This window comes from Paenibacillus sp. UNC496MF (assembly GCF_900113915.1).
In the GTDB taxonomy this organism is placed as follows: Bacteria; Bacillota; Bacilli; order Paenibacillales; family Paenibacillaceae; genus Paenibacillus_Z; species Paenibacillus_Z artemisiicola.
Genome location: NZ_FORE01000020.1, coordinates 71999 through 92708 on the forward strand (window position 1 = coordinate 71999; position 20710 = coordinate 92708).

Genomic DNA, 20710 nt, shown 5'->3' on the forward strand with positions numbered 1-20710 from the left:
ATACGCAAGCATGGAAACGCTGACATCTCTCGATCGTTGTTATTATTTCAAATGGTTGGCGGAGGGTCAATCCCTCTTCCGGCCTGTCCCTCTCGAGCCGGTTGCGGCCGGGTCGCTTCGCTCCGCCGATTCCGACCGATGCTCGACCATTCCGCCGCATGCGCGCCGGAACGCGAACAAGCTTCAAGCGGGTTCGCTTGAAGCTTGTCGTTGATTCGCTGACCTCGAGAGGCCCGGAGCTCCGGGCACGGCGTCCCCGCCGCTTACCGCGCGCCCTTGATCGGCTCGAGCGGCGTCTTGGCGTGGCCGTACTTCGGATAGTCGCGGCCCGCCGGCGCGGCCCATTGGACGGCGTTGTCGATGACCTTGCGCACTTGCGGGTTATGGTACGTCGGGTACGTCTCGTGGCCCGGGCGGAAATAGAAGACCTTGCCGGAACCGCGCGTGTAGCAGCAGCCGCTGCGGAATACTTCGCCGCCCTCGAACCAGCTCACCATGACCAGCTCGTCCGGCTGCGGGATATCGAAGTGCTCGCCGTACATTTCCTCGGCCGGCAGCTCGATGTACTCGCCGATGCCCGCCGCGATCGGATGCGCCGGATTGACGACCCAGATGCGCTCCTTCTCGTCCGCTTCGCGCCATTTCAGGTCGCAGGACGTGCCCATCAGCTTGCGGAAGATTTTCGAGAAATGGCCGGAGTGCAGCACGATCAGCCCCATGCCGTGCAGCACGCGCTTGTACACGCGCTCGACGATCTCGTCGCTCACTTCGTGATGCGCCAGATGGCCCCACCAGATCAGCACGTCGGTGCCGTTCAGCACTTCTTCCGTCAGGCCGTGCTCCGGCTCGTCCAGCGTCGCGAAGCGCACTTCGCCCTGCACGTTCAGCCCTTCGGCAATCGCGGCGTGCATGCCTTGCGGATAGATTTCGGCGGCTTTCGCGTTCGTCTTCTCGTGGCGGAATTCATTCCAAATCGTGACATTGATCGCTTGGTTCGTCATCGTCGTTTCGTTCCTCCTGTAAGGGGATTCAAGTTTGCTTTTATTATAAGGAACGAGGCGCTTCGGATCGATTGCAGATCGGGCGAAGTTTTTACGGTATCCTGTCTTTCCGCCCGCAAGCCGGCCGATTCGTGCTACACTGGCGTTACGCCATGATGTCCGGAAAAGGAGCGCCGCCATGACCGCCGAAATCCATCACGAGCACGTCGCCTACCAGAACCCCTTCCTCGCCATCAAGATTTGGCGGATCGACTCGGACCCGGAGCGCGACCGGGCCTACCGCCGGGACAAGGACGGCCAGCGGAAGGTGCCGTTCCCCGCGTGGAACTACCACGACGAAATCGAATTCCTGCTGATTCTCCGCGGGGAGATGACCGCCTACTACGGCGAGGAGCAGCTGCCGCTGCGCCGGGGCGACGTCGCCCTGTTCGGCTCGGCCGAGCCCCATACGACGCTGCAGGCGAACGACGCGCCGCTCAGCTATCTCGTGTTCCAGCTGAACCTGCGCAAGTACTGGGATCAGAGCACGATGAACAACATGATGCATTTCGCGGAGATCATCCGGCCGCTCAGCGCGCTCAACTATATCTTCCGGGAGAACCGCGCCGCCCGCGCGCAGGTCGCCTCCCTCATCCGCGGCATTTACAAGGAGATGAACGACCCGCAGATCGGCTGCGAGCTCGCGGTCTCGGCCATGATCAAGACGATTCTCCTCATGCTGCTGCGAAGCGACGGCCGCAAGCGGCTCCACTACCACGACCACCTGCTGTACGAACGGCTTCGCCCGGCGCTGCACCACGTCGAGGAGCATCTGCACGAGAAGCTGTCCGTGGAGACGGTCAGCGGGCTGCTCAGCATGAGCGGCACCCATTTCATGAAATCGTTCAAAAAGGCGCTCGGCATGACGTTCACCGAATTCGTCGTCTTCAAGCGCATCAAGCGCGCGGAGCAGCTGCTCCTGACGCGCGACATCAGCATCGCGGACGCGGCGGCGGCCGTCGGCATGTCCAACCTCGGGCATTTCTACCGGCAATTCAACCGGCTGAACGACTGCTCGCCGAAGCAGTTCCGGGACCGGCTGCGGATGGAGCAGCGCGAGTGACTTTGCTTACCGTTCTTGTTGCCGTTTCCCATATAATGCGTCTAAGCACCATACGGAGAAATGCATCCAAACGATCATTAAGATTCCGATCGGCACGACATAACCTTCCCGGAAGACTAAAAGATGACCTCTGTAACCCAAATATATCAAGGTACCTAACAAAGTTACGGTTACGATTCTCCAAACCCAATGTTTTCTAAAGTATCCCCAGAGGACAAGGATATAGCTGGCCATCGTAAAGATTTGGTATAGCCCATAACGGCTTATTCTCGGGTGGTTCGGGAACAGCGATGTCGTAAACCGCATATACCCGAACAAATCGAGCACGCCCCAAATGAGTAGTATCGTACAGATCGGGAACATGCCCAGTATAAGGTAGCCCTTAAAGTATAACGAACGGACACCCCGAACCAGATGCGCATGCATCCATTTCGAAATGGCGAAAAAAAGCAACAGCGCTAGGAATGTCATCCACGTTTTCCACCAATGATGACGATAAATATCCAAATGCACGAATAGCACTTCTACCATCGCGTAAATAAAGGCGACAACCACGTGCCAGTAATATCGTTTTCGGCGAATAATCAATAGCAGCGCAGACGATGCCACTCCAAATTGCGAGAACAGATTCCCCGCTAACGAATCATTGAAGGGATCGAGTTTTGGATTTTGGATAATTCGGGGGCAATACACATACGCGTTCAAAAAAATCATGATAAAGGTTTCAAAATACAACGGAAGCCCCACAAGCGATAAATAGAAAGCAAAGGTACGGAAGCGATTCTCCGACCGATACAGCGCGTATACGACTTGAATTAAGGTTGCCAGGCCCAACAATACGTACCAAAAGGTATGCGACCAGAATGCGTTCATAACATTTTCCTTTTAAAATAATAATAGGAGCAATCCTATCTTTGCCCGTTCGGGCAGCGTTATTCATTTTTTGGCGCCAACCGTGACGCGGATGTTCAATATGCTGACACCGCCTCCATGTTTCATGCCATGACCAAGAGATTCGATCCGCGGCCAACCCGCCGCACCCGCGCAAGCCAAAAAGCGACTCCCGTACGGGGGTCGCTTTTGTTTGCGGCTATCGCGCCGCGCTACGCCTTCGCAATCGTCGCCATGCAGATCTGCGACGAAATGTCCCAGCTGTACTTGCCGCGGCTGCCTTCGTACAGGATGGCGAAGAAGGCCTCCGTCTCGATTAGCGCCGGGAACCAGATCGCGCCTCCGTCCTCCTGCCCCATCGCGCCGCAGCCGAAGATCGGATTGCCGGGATGCCGCTCCCAGCGCAGCAGGTCCGTCGAGCGCGCAAGGCCGAAGAAATCCGGCTCGTCCACCAGGTACGAGCTGCCGCCGTACATCAGGTAATACGCGTCGCCGTCCTGCGTCAGCTGCGCCGTCACGATCGACAAGGCGTCCCAGCTCCCCGGCTCGCCCGCGAAGATCGGGCGGTCGGACACCGGCTCGAACCGGATTCCGTCCTGCGAACGCGACAGGTACAGCTGGTACCCGTTCTCTTCCAGCAGCTGGTAGATCATGTAGACATAGCCGTCCTTGACGATGACCGCCGGCGCACGGCCCTCCATGATATTGCCGGCCTTCTCGAAGCGCACGCCGTCCTCGCTGACGGCCAGTCCGACGCAGTCCGGTCCCGAACCGATCGCGGAGTAGTAGACGAACACTTTGCCGCCGAACACGGCCGCCGACGGATCGAGCACGTCTTTATCGTCGAATTCGCCCGGGGCGCCGACGTCCACGATCGGCTCGCCGCCGTTCAGGTCGCGCAGCCCGATGTTGTCGCGGGTCACGCTCGCGATCTCGGCGACGCCGAGCCGGTCGTGCCGCTTGCCGTCGGTAGCCGGCTGGATGCCGTTGCCGCGGTAGTACAGCAGCTGCCGGCCGCCGAATTCGATGACGTCGGGGTTCGCGACCCAGACGCTCCGCCACGTCTCGCCGCTCGCCGGAATGACGGGGTTGTGAGGGGAATGGTGCCAGGACAGGCAGTTTTGCCGGTAATCGCCGCTGAATAATTGCCACAGCTTCTTGCTCATCGCATGTAACGCCTCCTCTTGTAACCTTCACTATAGGCCGGGGCGGCGAGCGGAACAAGGACGAATCGGAACGAAAGCTTGGATATTCGAAACCGAAGCGTGCCGCTTGCGCGTTCCTTTTCGATGCCGATCCATCCGCCTTTGACAAGGATCGCAGGCAGCATTAAGATGAAAGCCGAATGACGGGTTTCGCGAACCGATTTGCACTTTCGAAACCCGAGACGACGAAGAACCGGAGGATGCTTCATGCCGTTAAACGAGCTGTTCGCGCATATCCCGCCGCTCCCGCATTTCCTGACCGCCGGCCGGGACGTCTTCCAGCCCGGCGACCGGCACGTGGAGCGTCAGGCGATCGGCGTGTTCGACCTGATCGTCGTGTCGCGCGGCGCGCTGCATCTGGGCGAGGCGGGCGCCGACGTGCGGGTCGGAGCCGGACAGGCGGTCATCCTGCGGCCGGATCGGCATCACTATCCGACGGGGCCGTGCGAGGAGGAAACGCATTTCTATTGGCTGCATTTTCAAATTCTCGCGCCATGGACGGAATGGAGCGGCGACGCCGGCGCCGTCCCGCCCGCCCCGCAGCGAAGCGCGGAGCTCGGCTACCCCGGCGACTTCGGGCACCAGTACGAGCTGCGGCTGCCGCGTTACCTGACGCTGCCCGAGCCGCCGGACGTCTACGCCGACATCGAAGGCTTGCTCGCGCTGAGCGCCCGGTCGGATCTGGCCGGAGGCTGGCAGCAGCAGACGCTCTTCCACGGCTTGCTGCAGCGCCTCTGCGGCGACGCCCGGCAGCGGCGCGCGGATTCCGCCGCGGTCCGGCTGGCCGAGCGCGCGGCCGCCTGGCTGAAGGCGAACTATCGCGAGCCCGTCACGAACGCGCGGCTGCGGGAGGCGCTTCACTACCATCCGATCTACGTCGCGCGCTGCATGCGCGCCGTCTTCGGCCGCACGCCGAACGAGTACGTAAACGACGTCCGGCAGGAGCAAGCGAAGCTGTTCCTGCTGACGACGGACAAGGCCGTCGCCGACATCGCGGCGGCCGTCGGCTTCGACGATCCGGCGTACTTCGCCCGCCGGTTCGCCGCGGCCGCCGGCGTCAGCCCGTCGGGCTACCGCAAGCGGTTCGAGGCGCGGGAGAGATGAGCGGCGGACCGAAGGCCGTCACGCGGGCGTCGCCAAGACGCGCAGCGCCCAGAACGGCAAACGGATGGCCGTTTCCGGTTAAAGATGACGACGAACCGGCCGTCGCCGCGGCTGACCGCGCTCGCGCTGCGCGCGGACGGCGCGGCAGGCCCGGTCGCGTACCCGGCCGCCGAGCCGGTCGCGTTCACCGGCCGCTGGGCCGTCATCGCGCAGGACGACCGCGCCGTCTCCGACTCCGGCGAGGCGGCCTGCGTCCCGTTCGCCGCCGGCGAGCTGCGGCTGGACCGTCCGTTCGCCCGCGTGCGCGTCTTTGCCGCGGCGGGCGGCCGGCTGAAGCCGGTACGCGCCATCGCCGCGGGCGACCCGCCCGAAGGCAAGCTCGTCGTGACGGAGGCCGACCTGGCGACGGTGGCCGGGTTCGTGATCGAAACGGACGCCGGGTGACGCGCTTCGCCACGCATAGCAAAAGGCTGGCACCCCGCGGTTCCAGCCTTCTTTCGTTCGCCCCCCGTCCGAATGCGCGCCGTGCGCGCCTGCCCGCCCTCGGCATGTTCGCCTCAACGGTACATCTGCACGAACCACATCCGGAATCCGTGCTTCTCGTAGAACCCGACCATCCGCTGCCACTGCTTGCTCGCGGAATACACGACGGCGCGGCGGACTCCGTTCTCCTCCGACGCTTGCAGCAGGCGATCGACGAGCCCGTGGCCGGCGTTCATGCTCCGGTGCTCCGGAAGCACGTACACTTCGTCGACTTCCAGATACGCTTCGCCCTGTTCGATCACCGCCAAGCCTTCGCTCTCGCGCACGCTGCCGATGATATACCCTACGATGGCCGAATCGAGCGCCGCCACCCAGAAATAGTCCCCCAAGTAACCGCGCAGCACGGCTTCCGTCGTCACCGCCAGGCCATGCGTAAGGCCCTCCGAAACCCAACGCTCGGATAGCCCCTCCACGCTCTTCAGATCCTGCTCGGTCGCTCTTCTGATCGTCGCCATTCGCATCCCCCCGTCCTGCTTCGCAATCGTTCGCGTCCTAAATGGTGCGGCACCTTTATCAATTGCCGCTTGGAAGCGGAGGCGCAATCTTGCCCGTTACCGACCGGCCGCCCCGTTCCTATGCTACAATAAATGGAAACCGGCCCGTTGACAAGGAGGAGACCCCATGCAAACGCAAACGCTGATCGATGAATACGCCCGCGGCTACGACCTGCTGCGGGAGGCCGTGAACGGCTTGACCGAAGAGGAGCTGCGTTTCAAACCGGCGCCCGACCGGTGGAGCATTCACGAGATTCTGATTCACGTGACGGATTCGGAGGTCTCGTCGACGTCGCGGATGCGCAAAGTGCTGGCGGAGGACGAGCCGATGCTGGCGTCCTTCGACCAAGAAGCATGGACGGCGCGATTAAGGTACGGCCTGATGGACCGCGAGGAGCAGCTGGAGCTGTTCCGCTTGCTGCGCAGCGGCATGAAGACGCTGATGGAGCAGCTGACGCCCGAAGAATGGCGGCGGGTCGGCGTCTACCCCGATCAGGCGCGGTTCACGTTCGAGGAGCTGCTCGGCTACCGCGTGCGGCATGTTCGCGGCCACCTCGACCAGATCGAACGGGTGCGGGACGCTTACCGGCAGACCCGCGGCACGTAAGCCGGTCATCCGGCCGCGGCGCGGTGCCGGGTGCCGGCATTCTCTTCTCCGTCGCTCCACGCCAAAACGGCTTCTCGCGCTAAGGCGATAAGCCGTTTTTTGCTTCGCCGCCGGCGCGTTCGTCCGTTCCATGCGCTGCGCGCTTCAGCTCGAAACCTCTTCTGATCCCTCGTCCGTCCGTTCAATGTTCCCAAGCATCGCAAACCCGTGCCCTTCCGGCCCGACCGCCTGCCGGGCCTCGAGCGCGACGTTGCCCGTATACAGCGCCGCGCCATCCACGCGCTCCGCATGTAGGAACCGCGCCGACCCGGGCGCGGCGGCGCTGTTCCGGACGACCGCGCCGCGGCCGTCGCGCAGCACGATCGCCGCGCCTTCGTCCGGCCGCGGCTGCCGTCCGCGGAAGCCCTCGATCGTCACGTCCGCGAACCATTCGATCCCGAGGCCGCTCCGGCAGTAGGCCGGCATGACGCCCGCCCATTCGAGCTCGAAGCCGCGGATGCGGAGCCCCTTCACGTGCTTCGCGTACAAAGCGGGGCACGTACGTTCGGCGGCAATTTCGACTGCCGGCCGGCGCTGGACCAGGAGCTGAACGTCTTCGCGCACGGCGTTCGTATCGAGCGTCTTGCCGTCCCCCGCCGCGCCGTATTCCCCTACGTCGTACATCGCCTGGTTCGTTGCCGTCATGTCGCGTCCCCTCTCCTCATCCATGCCTGGTCAAGCCTATTGTAAGCACGGCCGCCCGAAAAGTATTTGGCATGGAACGGTGAAGCGGTGTCCAAAATCAGGGTTAACCGGACGTTTCATTGACTGCCGGAACTAGGACTCATCCAGCCACTTTCGTGGGCCGATAACGTGAAACAACTCCTCCCGGCTTGCCGCCAGCGCGTCTTGAATGCGCCGGTACGTAAAGTCGCTCATCGGCCGGGGCAGCGCGTCCGGCGCGAAATACCCGCATGCCAGGATTTCCGGCGAAGCGGGCTCCGGCGCCCGATCGGTCCGATTCGACGCGAGGAACGCGAAATGGTGCATATCGTACCGAGGATCGTAATACACGCCGGTCAGCGCGCCGACCGCGGCGTCGAGCCCCGTTTCCTCCAACGTTTCCCGGCTTGCCGTCTCCCGCGCCGATTCGCCGGTCTCCGATTTGCCGCCCGGCAGATCCCAATTCAACATGCCGTAGCTGTGCTTGACGAGCAAGACGCGGCCGGCCGTATCCGCGATGATCGCCGCCGCCCCCATGTTTTTGTTTCCCATGCGCTACTCCCCCTCCGTTCCAAGATATCCCTATAACGCAAAAAAGCCGCCGATGGTTTCCGTCAGGGCGGCTTCGTGCGGGGCCGGATTAGCGGCCCTTTGCTATGTACGCTATTGCTTGCCTTCGTTCCGGCGTACGCGACTTTACCAGCCCAAGCTCTCGAACCACATCGCCCCGTGGTCCTTCTCGACCGCCGTGCGGATGTAGCCGATCATGTCGCCCGGCAGCTCGCGCAGGGAGAACCACGCCAGCTCCTCGCATTTGTGCGGCTCCATGTTCGCGATCTCGCCGCTCCATGCGCGGACCCGCAAGTAAAAATCGATCCATTCCGAGCTGACGTTCTTGCGGTGAATGACGCCGACGACGTCCAGATCCTCGGGCCGGATCGTCACGCCGGCCTCTTCCTTCGCCTCGCGGATCGCCGCGGCCTTCACTTCCTCGTTGCCGTCGATGCGCCCCGCGACGACGCTCCACTTGCCGTCCTCGAAGCCGGTGTTGATCCGTTTCAGCAGCAGGACGCGGTCGCCGCGATAGAACAGCAGATGGACCGCGCCGTAAAAAATCGGTTGTCTCACGCTTGCCCTCCAAGCCGGTCGATGTCCGCGATGATCGCGTCGATGTCCGCGGCGATGCCGCCCTCGAACGCCTGCGGCACGTTGATCACGAGCAGGCCGCCGAAGACCTGCTCCCAATTGCCGCCCGCTTCCGCGATGCGCGCCTTCGCGGCGCTCAGCTCCGCCGAGCGGCTGACCCGCCGGCTCAGCAGCCAAGAGCGCCGGACAAGCTCCGACTTCCGGAGCGTTTCGATGTAATAATACACGTCGCCGATCCGACGGACCCGGATTCGGTCGCCGAACGAAACGCGCTCGCTGAAGATCGGATTCTCTTCGATCGTCAACGTATCCGGGTCGATCATGGACACGTCGAGCACTTCGATCTCGCGGCCGTCCTCGTCGAAGCATAGCTGCAGTTGACGGATTTGTTTCATCGGGTTCACCCGCTTTGCCAATGGTTTTTCAATTCGGTCCCTACATTGTAACGGATTCGTCACAGCGTCACAATGCTATGGCCGAACGCGTTCACGATTCGGGTGTCCCGGTACTGGCGGACTCTCGGATGGCGCCCGTAATTCAAATGCTGGTGGCCGTGCAGGAATAGCCGGGGCCGATGCCGGTCCATGAGGTCGACGAAGCATTGGAATCCTCGGTGACACGGGTCCTCGCCATCGCCCAGCTGGTAAGCCGGCGCATGCGCGACGACGATGTCGACGCCTTTGCCGCGCCATAGTCCCGGACGGAGCTTCGCGATGCGCCACCTCATCTGCCGCTCGGTGTACTGGTGGTCGCCCGGACTGTAGCGATGGCTGCCGCCAAGCCCCAAGATCCGCAGCCCGCGGTAGCGGACGAGCCGGCCGTCGATGCATTCGCAGCCCTCGGGCGGGTGCGTTTTGTACGTCGCGTCGTGGTTGCCGTGCACATAGAAGAGCGGAACCGGCAGCATGCTTACCAGGAACGACAAGTATGCCGCCTTCAAGTCGCCGCAGGAGATGATAAGGTCGATATCCTTGAACCGCTCCGGATCGAAATGATCCCAAATATACGCCGACTCTTCGTCGGAGACGATAAACAGCTTCATGCGCGCACCCTCCGGGAACGATCTTCGCGGGGATAAAGGCGCTGCCGCAGGCCGATAAGGCCGCGGCTCTACCCTTTCTTCGCCACGCTGGTCGTTATGTAAACCACCAAGCTAATCACCATGGCCACGAACCCGAGGCCGCCCAGCAGCATGCAGGCCAATACCGGCAGCATGCCGTTGTGCGTAGGGTAAAAGGCCATCATTTCTTCCTCGGCCTGCTTCATATGGATGACAAAGCCCGCGATGCCGCTGACGACCCAGAGGATTCCGCCCAGAATGGCACCGGCCAACGCGCGCTTTTGAAGCTTGTTCATCGGGAGCGCTCCTCTCGCCGGATATGGACTAACCGCGAATCAATCGTTTAACCACGGAATCTCGGTCATCAGCGGCTCCACTTGCTCGCTCTCGATGACGACGGCCGTCATCCCGTGCTCCGTGCCCGATTCATGCGCTTCGCCGGCCTCCCAGTAAGCGGCCTGACCGGCCTTGATTTGGTACGAGATGCCTTCTTTGCCCGTCACCCAGCCCTGCCCGTTCAGCACCACGAACAACTGGTTGGTCGTCGCCTCGTGCCGGCCGACGTTCCCGCCGGGCTCGAGATGGATGCAGCCGATATGCGTCGGCTTGTCGTGCTTGATAATCCGGGAGATGGACGCCCCTTTGCTGTCGAATGGCGTGATGCTTTTGCCGCCGGCTTTGCCGAATGCGTAAATTTTCAAGCGAACATCTCCTTAGGTAGGGTTGAGGTTAACCCAGGATGTTTCTTGAGCCTGTTTAAGCTGTTTAGTTCGCGTTCATCCGCTAGAAACAATAGCTTCCACTGGCAAATAAAAAAATCGAGCCATGCTCGCTGAAAAGAAACAACGATATGGGCCATCCCACAAAGCCTATAGTGCGTATATCGTCTTTCATAACGCTAATCTTTCACCGGGTTAAAAGGGGCAGTATCGCGTTCTTTTCCGACACCGAAGAACGATTCTCCAAAGTCGCCTGGTTCCAAATCGGTAAAAGTCGCCATCGGTTTTATCGGCCCTTCCGTAATGTTGTAGCGAACCTTCTCCAGAACCGATATATTTAATGCCAAATAGGAACCGATTATATCCCCCTCGACCTCCAAGATATAGCAGATGATTCGATTGTATCCGAATTTCGACTCGCTCAGCACATAGCCGGTTTCGATAATTTCCCGATCGAAATACGACGATAGATCGACCCGCCCTTTTTCCGTAATCCGAGAAAGCGCTTCCTGATGCGCCGGCAACGTATTTTTGCCATATCGCGTCTCGGAGCTAAATCTATCAATCGTCCAACCAAACCGGCTAATGTAGCGGACATGGGGGGGTTATCATGTTCCGCAAACGTTTCGTTTGACTTGCAGCCGGAAACCGTCAGCAAAATCGCCAATCCTAGCCATATCGCGATAAACCCATTCCGAATATCGGCTTCCCCCTTGCAGCGGTCCGATAAACCGGGACCGTCAACGAATGGTCGCATGCTGATGCCTCTTATATGAATGTCATGATTCCCATTTTACGGAAGCGCCCTCTTATTGTCGATTAAGTTTTCCTTAACGTTATCGAGCTTACCGCTCGTAGAACAGCGCAAAGAGGCCAACCATCGAATGGTTGGCCTCGTTAATCCTTATCTTTATTCTTCCCTATCGCCTAGCGAGCCAGAACGCCCCGCGGTTTCGCCTAACTCAAAACCGGTACAGCCGCCCGTCCTCCGCCTCGCGGACCCACACCTGCATGAACCCCGCCTCGCGGTTGTCCCACGCGTAGTACGGGACGAGCTCGCACGGCTCGCCATCGGCCGTGCGGCCCTGCAGCACGGTCACGCCGCCGAGCAGCTCCGCGCGGTGCTGCACCGCGAACGGCGCGTGCGCGCCGAGCGCGAAGCCGTCGTAGCGCAGCCCGGCGTTGCCGGCTTGCTCGACGCAGTACACGACCGGGCCGCGCTGCAGCGCGATGCGGCCCCGGTCCGCCTCCGCTTCCGGCCGGGCGCGGACGACCTCGACGGGCATGTCGAGCGTCAGCTCGATCGTGTCGCCCGGCGCCCAGCGGCGCTTCAGGACCAGGTAGCCCTTCGCCGTCAGCGCCTCCGCGCCGTCGACCCGCGCGCCCTGCGCCGACGCCCGGTAGCCCCGGCACCAGCCCGGCACGCGCAGCCGGATCGCGAACTCGCCCGACGCCTCTTGCTCCGGCGTCACCGTGAGCACGACGCGCCCGTCCCACGGATACGCCGTGGACTGCGCGATCCGCACCGTGCCGGCGCCGCCGCCGAGCTCGACGGCCGATTCGCCGTTGGCGTACTGGTTGACGGCGAGGCCGTCCTCCGTCGCCGCGTACAGGTACTGCCCGATCGCCGGCAGGAACCGGGCGAGATTCGTCGGGCAGCACGACGTGTGGAACCATGCCACCCGGTGGTGCTCGCCCTTCGAGGCCAGCGGATTGACGTAGAAGAACCGGTCGCCGGACAGCGAGATGCCGGAGAGCGCCCCGTTGAACAGCTCGCGCTCGACGAGGTCCGCGTATTTCCCGTCGCCGTGGAGCAGGTTCATGCGGTGGTTCCAGAACGCCATCGCGATGGCGGCGCAGGTCTCGCAGTACGCCGACTCGTTCGGCAGATCGTAGTCGTGGGTGAACCCTTCGTTGTGCACGGACGGTCCGATGCCGCCGGTCACGTACAGATTGCGCTCCACCGTATGCGCCCATACCCGGTCGAGCGCCGCCAGATAGGCGGGATCGCCCGACGCGAGCACGACGTCGGCCATCGCCGTGTACAGGTACATCGCGCGGACCGCGTGCCCCTTGACCTCGCGGATGTCCCGGACCGGCACGTCGTCCTGGCAGTACGCCGGACCCCATTCCGGCTTATCCCAGATCGCGCCGACGCCGTGCCCGTGGCCGCGCTCCTCGAGCAGCCAGAGCGCCAGCTTCCAGTACCGCTCCTCGCCGGTCGCGCCGAACAGCTTCACGAGCGCCAGCTCGATCTCCTCGTGCCCCTCGGCCCAATGGCGCTTGCCGGGACCGAACACGGCGTCGTAATGGTCCGCCATCCGGCACGCGACGTCCAGCAGCCGGCGCTTGCCCGTTGCCTGGAAGTACGCGACCGCGGCTTCGATCAGATGGCCGCCGTTGTACATTTCGTGCTTCTCCATGTCGGTCCACTTCCGATCCGGCGCTTCCAGCGTATAATACGTGGACAGGTAGCCGTCCGGCTCCTGCGCGGCCTCGATCAGCCCGGCGATGCGGTCGATCTCCGCTTCCAGCGCCGGATCCCGCTCCGTCATGAGCGCGTACGCGGCGCCTTCCAGCACCTTGTACACGTCGGAATCGTTGTAGTACATCCCTTCGAACTTGCCCTCCGCCAAGCCACCGGCCAGCGCGAAATTGCGGATGCGGTTCGTCTCCTCGCACTTGCGCAGGCAGACGTCGATCGTCACGTTCTTCAGCACCTCGAGGCGCGGACGCCAGAATGCATCGTCGATGCGCACGCTGGAGAACGGCACGCCCCGCCAGCCCCGGACCGGTTGTTGCACCGTTGTCATGCTTGCAGCCTCCTTTATCGTCGTCGTTCCGTGTTCGTTTAACCTCGTTTATCCTCGTTTAACCCCGTTTATCCTTTCAACCCGGTAAGCGTAATTCCTTCCAGGAAATACCGCTGCCCGACCAAAAACACGACGACGCACGGCAGCACGACGGCCGCCGAGGCCGCCATCAGCAAATCCCACTGCGCGGTATAGCTGCCCTGGAACATTTGCAGGCCGAGCGCGAGCGTGAACCGGCTGTCGCTCTTCAGATAGATGAGCGGGCCCATGAAGTCGTTCCACGAGCCGAGGAACGTGAACAGCGCGACGACGATGACCGCCGAACGGCTGAGCGGCAGCAGAATGCGCCAGTAGATCTGAAAATAGCTCGCCCCGTCCACGAACGCCGCCTCGTCGAAATCCTGCGGTATCGTCAGATAGAACTGCCGCAGCAGGAAGATGTTGAAGATGCCCCCGCCGAAGTACGCCGGCACGATGAGCGGGTAGAACGTATCGTAGAAGCCGATCTCCTTCCAGCCGATGAAGCTCGGAATGAGCGTTACCGCGCCCGGCAGCATCATCGCGGACATGAGCACCGCGAATACCGCGTCCCGCCCCTTCCAGCGGATGCGCGAGAAGCCGAACGCGGCGACGGTGCTCGAGACGACCGTGCCCAGCAGGACGCCGGCCACGATGACCAAGGTGTTGACGAAGAACGTGCCGAACGGAACGACCGTCAGCGCTTCCTTGAAGTTCTCGAAGTGGAACGGCTTCGGAATCCACTGGGGCGGCATGACGAAGATTTGGGACAGATCCATCACGGAGCTGCGCAGCAGCCAGACGAACGGCACGATGAACAGTATGGAGACGATGAGCAGGGCGGCGTAGCCTGCGGCGAGCTTCAGCCTGGACTCTCTCATGCGCGGTCCCCCTCGTAGTGCACCCAGGATTTGGACGTCTTGAAGACGATGAACGTGAAGATCAGAATGATGACGAACAGCACCCACGCGAGCGCCGACGCGTAGCCCATCTCCGTGTCGCGGAACGCCGTCCGCCACAGGTAGAAGACGAAGAACAGGCTCTTGTTGTTCGGTCCGCCCTGGGTCAGGATGTACGCCTCGCTGAACACCTGGAAGGAGCCGATGATCGTCATGATCGTGTTGAAGAAGATCGTCGGCGTCACCATCGGAATCGTGATATGGCGCAGCTTGTGGTACCAGCCGCCGCCGTCGACGTCGATCGCTTCGTAATATTGCTTCGGAATGCCGGACAAGCCCGACAGGAAAATAATGACGGTGCCGCCGATGCCCCACAGCGTCGTCAGCACGATGGACGGAATGACGCTGCGCTCCCCGAAGAGCCAGCTGCTCGTCGGCAGATGCAGCCATTCCAGCGCCGTGTTGATCAGGCCGAGGTCCGGGTTCAGCAGCCACAGCCAAATCATCGAGGAGGCGACCGCCGGCACGATGCTCGGCAGGTAGATGATCGTCCGGAACACGGACCGCCCCTTGACGTTCATATTCAGCAGAAGCGCCAGGGCGAACGAGAGGAGGATGACCGCCGGCACGCGCAGCACCACGAAATAAAACGTCGTGCCGAGCGACTGGTAGAACAGGTCGTCCCCGCCCGAGAACAGCTTCGCGTAATTGTCGAATCCAATGAAGGACGTATGGTCCTTGAAGACGTTGTAGTCCGTCAAGCTGAGATAGAAGCTTGCGACCATCGGACCGAGGGTGAAAATCAGAAAACCGAGTATGGCCGGCGCCGTGAACAAGAGCCCGTAAAACAGCGCCTTGCGCTCTCTCGCGGTGCTCCGCTTCCGCGTCGCGGCCCGGGCCTGCTGCCCGCCTTGCGCCGAAATCTCCATGCGTTATGCCTCCTGTCTAGGGAAAGGGACAGCCCTCCGGTCCGGAACGGCTGTCCCCCGCTCGCCGCGATCCGCCTCCGCGGACGGGCTGCTTCACGTACTTCGGCTAGCTTGCTTTACTTGCTCCAGCTAACCCGCTTCGCTTGCTTCATCCAACCTGCTTCGCGTACTTCAACCAACTGCTTCACAAACCTCATTCAACCTACTTCACGTCCCGGCGGCCCTGCACCTGCTCCTGCGCCTTCGCGGCGACCGCGTCCAGCGCGTCCTTGGCCGACTGCTTGCCCAGCCATACCTTGTCGAGCGCGGGATTGATGACGTCCATGATTTTGTTGAAGTTCTTGACGTACGCCGTCGGCGTCGCGTGGCTGTGGCTCAGCAGCATGTCGATGACCGCGCCCTTGTAGCCGGACGGGCGGGACGGCAGGTTCTGCGTCCACTTGTTCAGCTTGCCCGCGTCCGTGTACCAATCCTTATGCGACGGCATCCACGTGCCGGCCGTCAGCATGTCGAGCGACGCGTCCGGATCGATCAGCGCCTTCAGCAGCTCCCACGATTCCTCCGGATGCTTGGTCGACTTGAAGATGGAGAACATGCCCGCGACGACCGTCGTGACCGGCTCCTTCATGACCGGCAGCGCGCCGACGTTGTAGTTGAACTTGGACTGCGCGAGTCCCGTCGTCGCCCATTGCCCGTCGAACGCCATGGCGACCTTCTTGGTCTGGAGCGCCACGTTCGTGCCCGGAATGTTCTTCGCCTGCAGCGGCGACGGGGCGACGTGGTACACGTTGATCAGGTCGGCCAGCTTCTGGAGCGCTTCCACGGCTTCCGGCTGGTTCAGGCCGAGCGTCTTGCCGTCGGCCGAGAGGAAATCCCCGCCGTTGGAATAGATGAAGTTGCTGTAGAGGCCCCACCAGGTCGGCAGGTTGATGCCGAACTGCTTGATGTTCTTCGGATCGAAGCCCGTCTCGGTCGCATTGCGGCCCTTGTTGTCGATCGTCAGCCGCTTGGCGACGTCCACGAATTGGTCCCACGTCCACGCTTCCGACGGATCGGCCGGCGGCGGCTCGATGCCGGCGTCCTTGAACACGTCCTCGTTGTAGTACAGCACGAACGTTTCCGGACCCGGGCCGATGCCGATCACGTTGCCGGGCTCCGCCGAATACGTGATGTTCGGCACGAGCGCGTCCATGTTGAGCTCCGTGTCTTTATCCATATAATCCTGCAAGTTCAGGAACTTGCCTTGTTCCGCGAGCGGGAACGCGATCGTGGCGGATTCCATCATGGCCACGTCCGGCTCGTCGTTGCCGGCGACCATCGTCGTCAGCTTCGTGTCGTAGTCCGCGCTGATCGCTTGGAAGTCGACCTTGATGTTCGGCTTGGCTTTCTCGATCCGGGCGATGGCGACCTTGTAGGCCGCGATCTCGTCCGGGGAACCCCAAGCGGTGAGGCGAAGCGTGATTGGTTCGCCGCTGCCGGCGTTCGCCGAGCCCGCGCCGGCGTCTTCGCCCGCGCCGCCTCCGCTATTGCCGCCGTTGCCGCTATTGGATTGGGCGGCGCCGTTGTTCGAGCCGGCGTCCGACTTGGTGCAGCCGGTCAGTACGGCCGTAACCGCGAGAATCAGTACCAGAAGCAGGGAAACGAGCTTCCCTCGATTGCTTGACATAGTGCGAGCCCCTCTCTGATTGCGTCCTCATTGGCTCATAGCTGCAGTCTATGATAGTTCCATTGTAAGAGACGGACAGCGCTTTCAAAACCCGAGCATTCCTAGAATGGTGGACTAATATTGGGTGTTGCGCGGCAGCTGGATGCGTACGCGCGTTCCTTCGCCCGGCGCGGATTCGATGCGGATGCCGTAGTCGTCCCCGTAAGCCATCTTGATGCGCGAGATCGTGTTCTTGATGCCGACGGACGCCGATTCCTCGTACAGGATCGCGTCGATGCCCGCCTTGGAGATGCCCCGCCCGTTGTCGCGGATCTCGAAATACCGGCTCCCGCCTTCGGCCCAGCCGCGGATCCCGATCCGGCCGCCCGCCTCCAAGCCGCTGAAGCCGTGGAGGATGGCGTTCTCCACGAACGGCTGGAACAGCAGCCGCGGCAGCTCCTCCTCGTAGAGCGCCGGCTCGATGTCGTACGTCACGCCGAACTTCCCCTCGAACCGGACCGACATGATGTAGAAGTAGTTCCGCATCCACTCCAGCTCTTCCGCCAGCCGAACGGCGCCCCACTCCTTCCGGGACGTGTAGTGCAGCATGTTGGACAGGCAGACGAGCATCTTGCTCAACTCCTTCTGGCCGTGCTCGATGGCCGTCCAGTTCATGATGTTGAGCGTGTTGTACAGAAAATGCGGGTTCATCTGCATGTTGAGCGCCTGGATCTCCGCTTCCTTCTCCTTCAGCTTGATTTCGTAGTTCTCCTTGACGAGCATCGCGATGCGGTCGTTCATCCAGTTGAACCGCTGCGACAGCAGCCCGAACTCGTCGTTGCGCTTCACCTCGACGCGGGTCTGGAAATCCCCTTCCCCCACGGAACGCATCGCGCTCATCAGCCGCTTGATCGGCCCCGTGATCCGGCCCAGGATGAAGTACGCGAAGAAGAGCGCCACGGCGGTCAGCGCCAGCGCGCCGACGATCGTCGAGGTGCGGATGACCGGCACGAGGCTGCTCACGAGCGCGGACTGCGGCGTCACGACGATGGACATCCAGCCCGTTACCTCCGAGCGGGCGAAGCAGACGATCTGATGCTTCCCGTTCAGCTTGATCCGCTCGGTGCCGCTCCCCTTCGCCCGGAACGCCTCGATCCACGCCGGCGCGTACTTCTTGGTCACCTGCGACCCGTCGCTCGACGCCACGACGACGTCGTTCGGGTCGAGCACCATGTAGCTGGAGCCGGCGGGAATGCTCTGCTCGAACAGCTCGTCCATTACGGTCGACTTGTAGCTGATCGTCAGCACCGGCCGCTCGACGCCCGGCTTCAGCTTGACGAGGGTGCTGTCCTCGAGGTGGGAGAAATTCAGCAGCCGGGTCGCCGAGAACAGGTAGCGGAAGTCGATGGAGCCGTCCTTCAGCCACGGCTGATTGAACATGCGGGTGAAATCGTACGTCGGGTACCAGACCATTTTCCCGCCCGCGCGCAGGGCTTCCTTGTAGATCCGCGACTGCGTCGGATCGCCCTGCGGCAGCGAGAGGGACAGGCCGAAGCTGTAGTACGAGGTCCACAGCTGCACGGCGTACACGTCCTCGTTCTGGGAGAAATATTTGCTCAAGATCGCGGAGATCTGCCGGTCGGCCGCCACGAGCTCCTCCTCCTTCGAAGGATGGAGCGTGTTGAAAATCTCGTACAAGTCCTTGTCCACGAACAGCGACCGGCTGTTCTGGTCGGCCATGCCGAGCTTCGTGTCGATGACGTCGTTGTTCTTCTTGACGACGGCGTACACGTTCTTCTGCGCCTGCTCCGTGACGACGTTCAGGCTCGTCCGGTAGAAAAGCGTGCTCAGCACGAGCAGCGGCAGGGCGATGAGCGTCAGGTAGCTGAGGACGAGCCGCGTCCGGAACGTCATGGCGTCTCCCCGCCTTCGTTCGCCCGCGGCGCCGCGTGCTTATAGGCTTCCGGCGACAGCCCGACCTGCCGCTTGAACATCCGCGTGAAATATTTCGTATCGCGGTAGCCGCATTGCTCCGCGATCTCGTAGATGCGCAGCTGCCCCGCCAGCAGCAGCTCCTTGGCGCGGCGAATGCGCGCGTCCGTTACGTGCTCCGAGAACGAGCGCCCCGTGCGGGCCTTCAGGAGCGTACTGAAATACGACGCGTTGAAATGAAACCGCTCCGCCGCGGCCTCCAGCGTCAGATCCTCGGCGAAGCGCTCCTGGATCCAGCCGAGGCATTGGTCGACGATCAGCTCGCTGCGGCCCTGCTTCCGCTCGTGCAGCGACTTGTGCACCTCGCGGAGGCTGCCCAGCAGCAGCGCGATCAGCGCCTCGGCGCTGCGGCAGGCCGGCACGTCCGACACGGCCGTCTCGGTGACAACGCTTCCAACGCGCGTATCGATAATGTCGCGGGTCCGGCTCTTGAGCTTCATCAAGGTCAAGGCCGCGTAATCCTTCATGAGCCTCGGCTCGCACCGGCCGCCGGCCGCGAGCTCGCGGAACGCTTCCGCGCACAGCGCCTCGGCCGCCGCCGGCTCCGGCTCCTGGAGCGCCTCGAAGAGCTGCTCCCCGTCGAGCCGGAAGACCGGCTTCGCCGGCGGCAGCACGTCGTCGGCGTCGACGGCGCCCCGCCATTCGGCGTGGAACGCGTACGCAAGCGCCTGCTGCGCCCGGCGGTAGAGCCCCGGCGCGGCGGCCGCGGCGTCCCCGCGCGGCGGCCCGGCGTCCGGCGGCTCCGGCGGCAGCGCCGCGATCCCGTGCGCGAGCGCGCCGCGCGGGCGCCACGCCTCGGCGACGGCGAGCAGCGCGCCGCGCAGCGCCCGCCGCGCCTCGGGCGCCGGCCGCGCGAGGCGCAGCGCCGTGACGAGCCGCGCGCCCGGCGCCGGCTCCGTCTGCAGCGCGAACGCGCATGCGTCGCCGAACGCCGACGCGGCGAGCGCCAGCCGCTCGGCCAACTCCTCGAGCGGCGGCGGCTCCGGCGCGGCGGCCCCGTCCGCCTCCGCGCCGTCCCCGCGGACGGCCTCCGTCAGCACGAGGACGTTCGCCGCTTGCAGCGCCGGCCACTCCGCGAGCCCCGCGCCTTCGTCCGGCGGCAGCTCGCCGGCCAGCCAGCGGTGCAGCTGCCGGCTGCGATAGGCGGGCGACGCCTCGCGCAGCCGCTGCCGCAGCGCGTCCGACGACGCCTGTGCCTCCCGCTCCGCCGCGAGCTGCGCTTCCAGCCGCTCCAGCAGCGCCTCGACCTTCTCCGCGTCCACCGGCTTCAGCAGGTAATCGTACGCGCCGTGGCGCAGCGCGGTCTGGGCGTACGCGAACAGGTCGTACGCCGACACCATGACGACCTTCGTCGCAATGTCCTCCTCCTCCAGCCGCCGCAGGAAGGCAAGCCCGTCCATGTTCGGCATCTGGATGTCGCTCAGCACCACGTCGGGGCGCGCGTCCCGCACGGCGGCGAGCGCCGCCTCCCCGTCCTTGGCCGTCGCGACGTCCGCGTCCGGCCGCATCGCCCGCAGCATGGCGGCCATTCCTCTCAGATGCCGCGGTTCATCGTCCACGATGAGAATGTTCATCCCGTTCTTCCTTCCCTTCTTCGGCCAATCGATTTCTTTCTACAGTACTACGTTGCGGAGGCCTTGGGTAGAGGAACGCGGGCATTCCTTTAACTGGGTTAATCATCCTGCGCCTCGCGATCCCGCGTGTCCGCGCTCCGCGTCTTTGCCGGGAGGCGCGCCGGACGCGCCGGCCGCCGACCGCTCATTTTCCTTAGGCAAGAAGGCGGTTTCAGGAGGAGATTACCAGCTGCTCCTCGAATCCTTATAACGTTGACCTGGGGAGT

The 20710-nt window shown here is 62.9% G+C and carries 22 protein-coding genes; 4 read left to right on the forward strand and 18 right to left on the reverse strand.

All coding sequences use genetic code 11. The annotated features are described in order from the left end of the window. Nucleotides 1-263: 263 nt before the first annotated feature. Nucleotides 264-1001: a ThuA domain-containing protein gene (locus BMZ79_RS30145; RefSeq protein ID WP_090648004.1), complete on the reverse strand. Its 738-nt coding sequence runs from the start codon at nucleotides 999-1001 to the stop codon at nucleotides 264-266. Nucleotides 1002-1179: 178 nt separating this feature from the next. On the opposite strand from BMZ79_RS30145, the gene BMZ79_RS30150 reads away from it, so the two are divergent. After that, nucleotides 1180-2103, forward strand: coding sequence for an AraC family transcriptional regulator (locus BMZ79_RS30150; RefSeq protein WP_090648006.1), 924 nt, complete (start codon nucleotides 1180-1182; stop codon nucleotides 2101-2103). 6 nt (nucleotides 2104-2109) lie between these two features. Here the strand turns inward: BMZ79_RS30150 and BMZ79_RS30155 are convergent, their stop codons facing one another. Then, on the reverse strand, nucleotides 2110-2976 hold the full coding sequence (locus tag BMZ79_RS30155) for a hypothetical protein (protein WP_090648009.1): 867 nt from the start codon (nucleotides 2974-2976) through the stop codon (nucleotides 2110-2112). Between the two features lie 230 nt (nucleotides 2977-3206). Further along, nucleotides 3207-4160 (reverse strand): glycoside hydrolase family protein, encoded by a 954-nt coding sequence (locus BMZ79_RS30160; protein ID WP_090648012.1) that lies wholly within the window; start codon nucleotides 4158-4160, stop codon nucleotides 3207-3209. A 246-nt stretch (nucleotides 4161-4406) separates the two neighbouring features. Between BMZ79_RS30160 and BMZ79_RS30165 the strand changes: the two genes are divergently transcribed. Beyond that, nucleotides 4407-5303 (forward strand): helix-turn-helix transcriptional regulator, encoded by an 897-nt coding sequence (locus BMZ79_RS30165; protein WP_090648014.1) that lies wholly within the window; start codon nucleotides 4407-4409, stop codon nucleotides 5301-5303. Between the two features lie 84 nt (nucleotides 5304-5387). Beyond that, nucleotides 5388-5747, forward strand: coding sequence for a hypothetical protein (locus BMZ79_RS30170; RefSeq protein WP_090648016.1), 360 nt, complete (start codon nucleotides 5388-5390; stop codon nucleotides 5745-5747). 113 nt (nucleotides 5748-5860) lie between these two features. Here BMZ79_RS30170 and BMZ79_RS30175 read toward each other — a convergent pair whose 3' ends face one another. Further along, nucleotides 5861-6301, reverse strand: a complete 441-nt coding sequence (locus BMZ79_RS30175; RefSeq protein ID WP_177222425.1) for a GNAT family N-acetyltransferase — start codon at nucleotides 6299-6301, stop codon at nucleotides 5861-5863. A gap of 166 nt (nucleotides 6302-6467) precedes the next feature. Here BMZ79_RS30175 and BMZ79_RS30180 point away from each other — a divergent pair, with 166 nt between their 5' ends. Continuing rightward, nucleotides 6468-6947 (forward strand): DinB family protein, encoded by a 480-nt coding sequence (locus BMZ79_RS30180; RefSeq protein ID WP_090648020.1) that lies wholly within the window; start codon nucleotides 6468-6470, stop codon nucleotides 6945-6947. Between the two features lie 144 nt (nucleotides 6948-7091). Here the strand turns inward: BMZ79_RS30180 and BMZ79_RS30185 are convergent, their stop codons facing one another. From BMZ79_RS30185 to BMZ79_RS30250, 14 genes are all read right to left on the reverse strand, one after another. Further along, nucleotides 7092-7631, reverse strand: a complete 540-nt coding sequence (locus BMZ79_RS30185; protein WP_090648023.1) for a hypothetical protein — start codon at nucleotides 7629-7631, stop codon at nucleotides 7092-7094. Between the two features lie 132 nt (nucleotides 7632-7763). Then, on the reverse strand, nucleotides 7764-8201 hold the full coding sequence (locus tag BMZ79_RS30190; RefSeq protein ID WP_090648026.1) for an NUDIX domain-containing protein: 438 nt from the start codon (nucleotides 8199-8201) through the stop codon (nucleotides 7764-7766). A gap of 144 nt (nucleotides 8202-8345) precedes the next feature. Next, a complete protein-coding gene (locus BMZ79_RS30195; RefSeq protein ID WP_090648028.1) occupies nucleotides 8346-8777 on the reverse strand; it encodes an NUDIX hydrolase in 432 nt (143 codons plus the stop codon). Continuing rightward, nucleotides 8774-9190, reverse strand: coding sequence for a hypothetical protein (locus tag BMZ79_RS30200; RefSeq protein WP_090648031.1), 417 nt, complete (start codon nucleotides 9188-9190; stop codon nucleotides 8774-8776). Before BMZ79_RS30200 ends, BMZ79_RS30195 begins: the two co-directional genes overlap by 4 nt. Before the next feature lie 59 nt (nucleotides 9191-9249). Then, a complete protein-coding gene (locus tag BMZ79_RS30205; RefSeq protein ID WP_090648034.1) occupies nucleotides 9250-9837 on the reverse strand; it encodes a metallophosphoesterase family protein in 588 nt (195 codons plus the stop codon). A gap of 68 nt (nucleotides 9838-9905) precedes the next feature. After that, entirely contained in the window at nucleotides 9906-10151 is a 246-nt protein-coding gene (locus BMZ79_RS30210; protein ID WP_090648037.1) for a hypothetical protein, read from the reverse strand. A 39-nt stretch (nucleotides 10152-10190) separates the two neighbouring features. Then, entirely contained in the window at nucleotides 10191-10556 is a 366-nt protein-coding gene (locus tag BMZ79_RS30215; protein WP_090648039.1) for a cupin domain-containing protein, read from the reverse strand. Between the two features lie 197 nt (nucleotides 10557-10753). Beyond that, a complete protein-coding gene (locus tag BMZ79_RS30220) occupies nucleotides 10754-11098 on the reverse strand; it encodes a hypothetical protein (protein WP_371263821.1) in 345 nt (114 codons plus the stop codon). 438 nt (nucleotides 11099-11536) lie between these two features. After that, complete coding sequence (locus BMZ79_RS30225) at nucleotides 11537-13387, reverse strand: glycoside hydrolase family 127 protein (protein WP_090648044.1); 1851 nt, start codon at nucleotides 13385-13387, stop codon at nucleotides 11537-11539. A 68-nt stretch (nucleotides 13388-13455) separates the two neighbouring features. Beyond that, nucleotides 13456-14286, reverse strand: a complete 831-nt coding sequence (locus tag BMZ79_RS30230) for a carbohydrate ABC transporter permease (protein WP_090648046.1) — start codon at nucleotides 14284-14286, stop codon at nucleotides 13456-13458. Next, nucleotides 14283-15233 carry a carbohydrate ABC transporter permease gene (locus BMZ79_RS30235; RefSeq protein ID WP_090648047.1) on the reverse strand — a complete coding sequence of 317 codons (951 nt, stop codon included), beginning with the start codon at nucleotides 15231-15233 and terminating at the stop codon, nucleotides 14283-14285. Before BMZ79_RS30235 ends, BMZ79_RS30230 begins: the two co-directional genes overlap by 4 nt. 202 nt (nucleotides 15234-15435) lie before the next feature. Then, nucleotides 15436-16899: an ABC transporter substrate-binding protein gene (locus BMZ79_RS30240; protein WP_090648050.1), complete on the reverse strand. Its 1464-nt coding sequence runs from the start codon at nucleotides 16897-16899 to the stop codon at nucleotides 15436-15438. Between the two features lie 114 nt (nucleotides 16900-17013). Next, on the reverse strand, nucleotides 17014-18792 hold the full coding sequence (locus BMZ79_RS30245) for a sensor histidine kinase (protein WP_090648052.1): 1779 nt from the start codon (nucleotides 18790-18792) through the stop codon (nucleotides 17014-17016). Then, nucleotides 18789-20444 carry a response regulator gene (locus BMZ79_RS30250; RefSeq protein ID WP_090648055.1) on the reverse strand — a complete coding sequence of 552 codons (1656 nt, stop codon included), beginning with the start codon at nucleotides 20442-20444 and terminating at the stop codon, nucleotides 18789-18791. The genes BMZ79_RS30245 and BMZ79_RS30250 overlap by 4 nt, the downstream gene beginning before the upstream one ends. Nucleotides 20445-20710 lie beyond the last annotated feature (266 nt).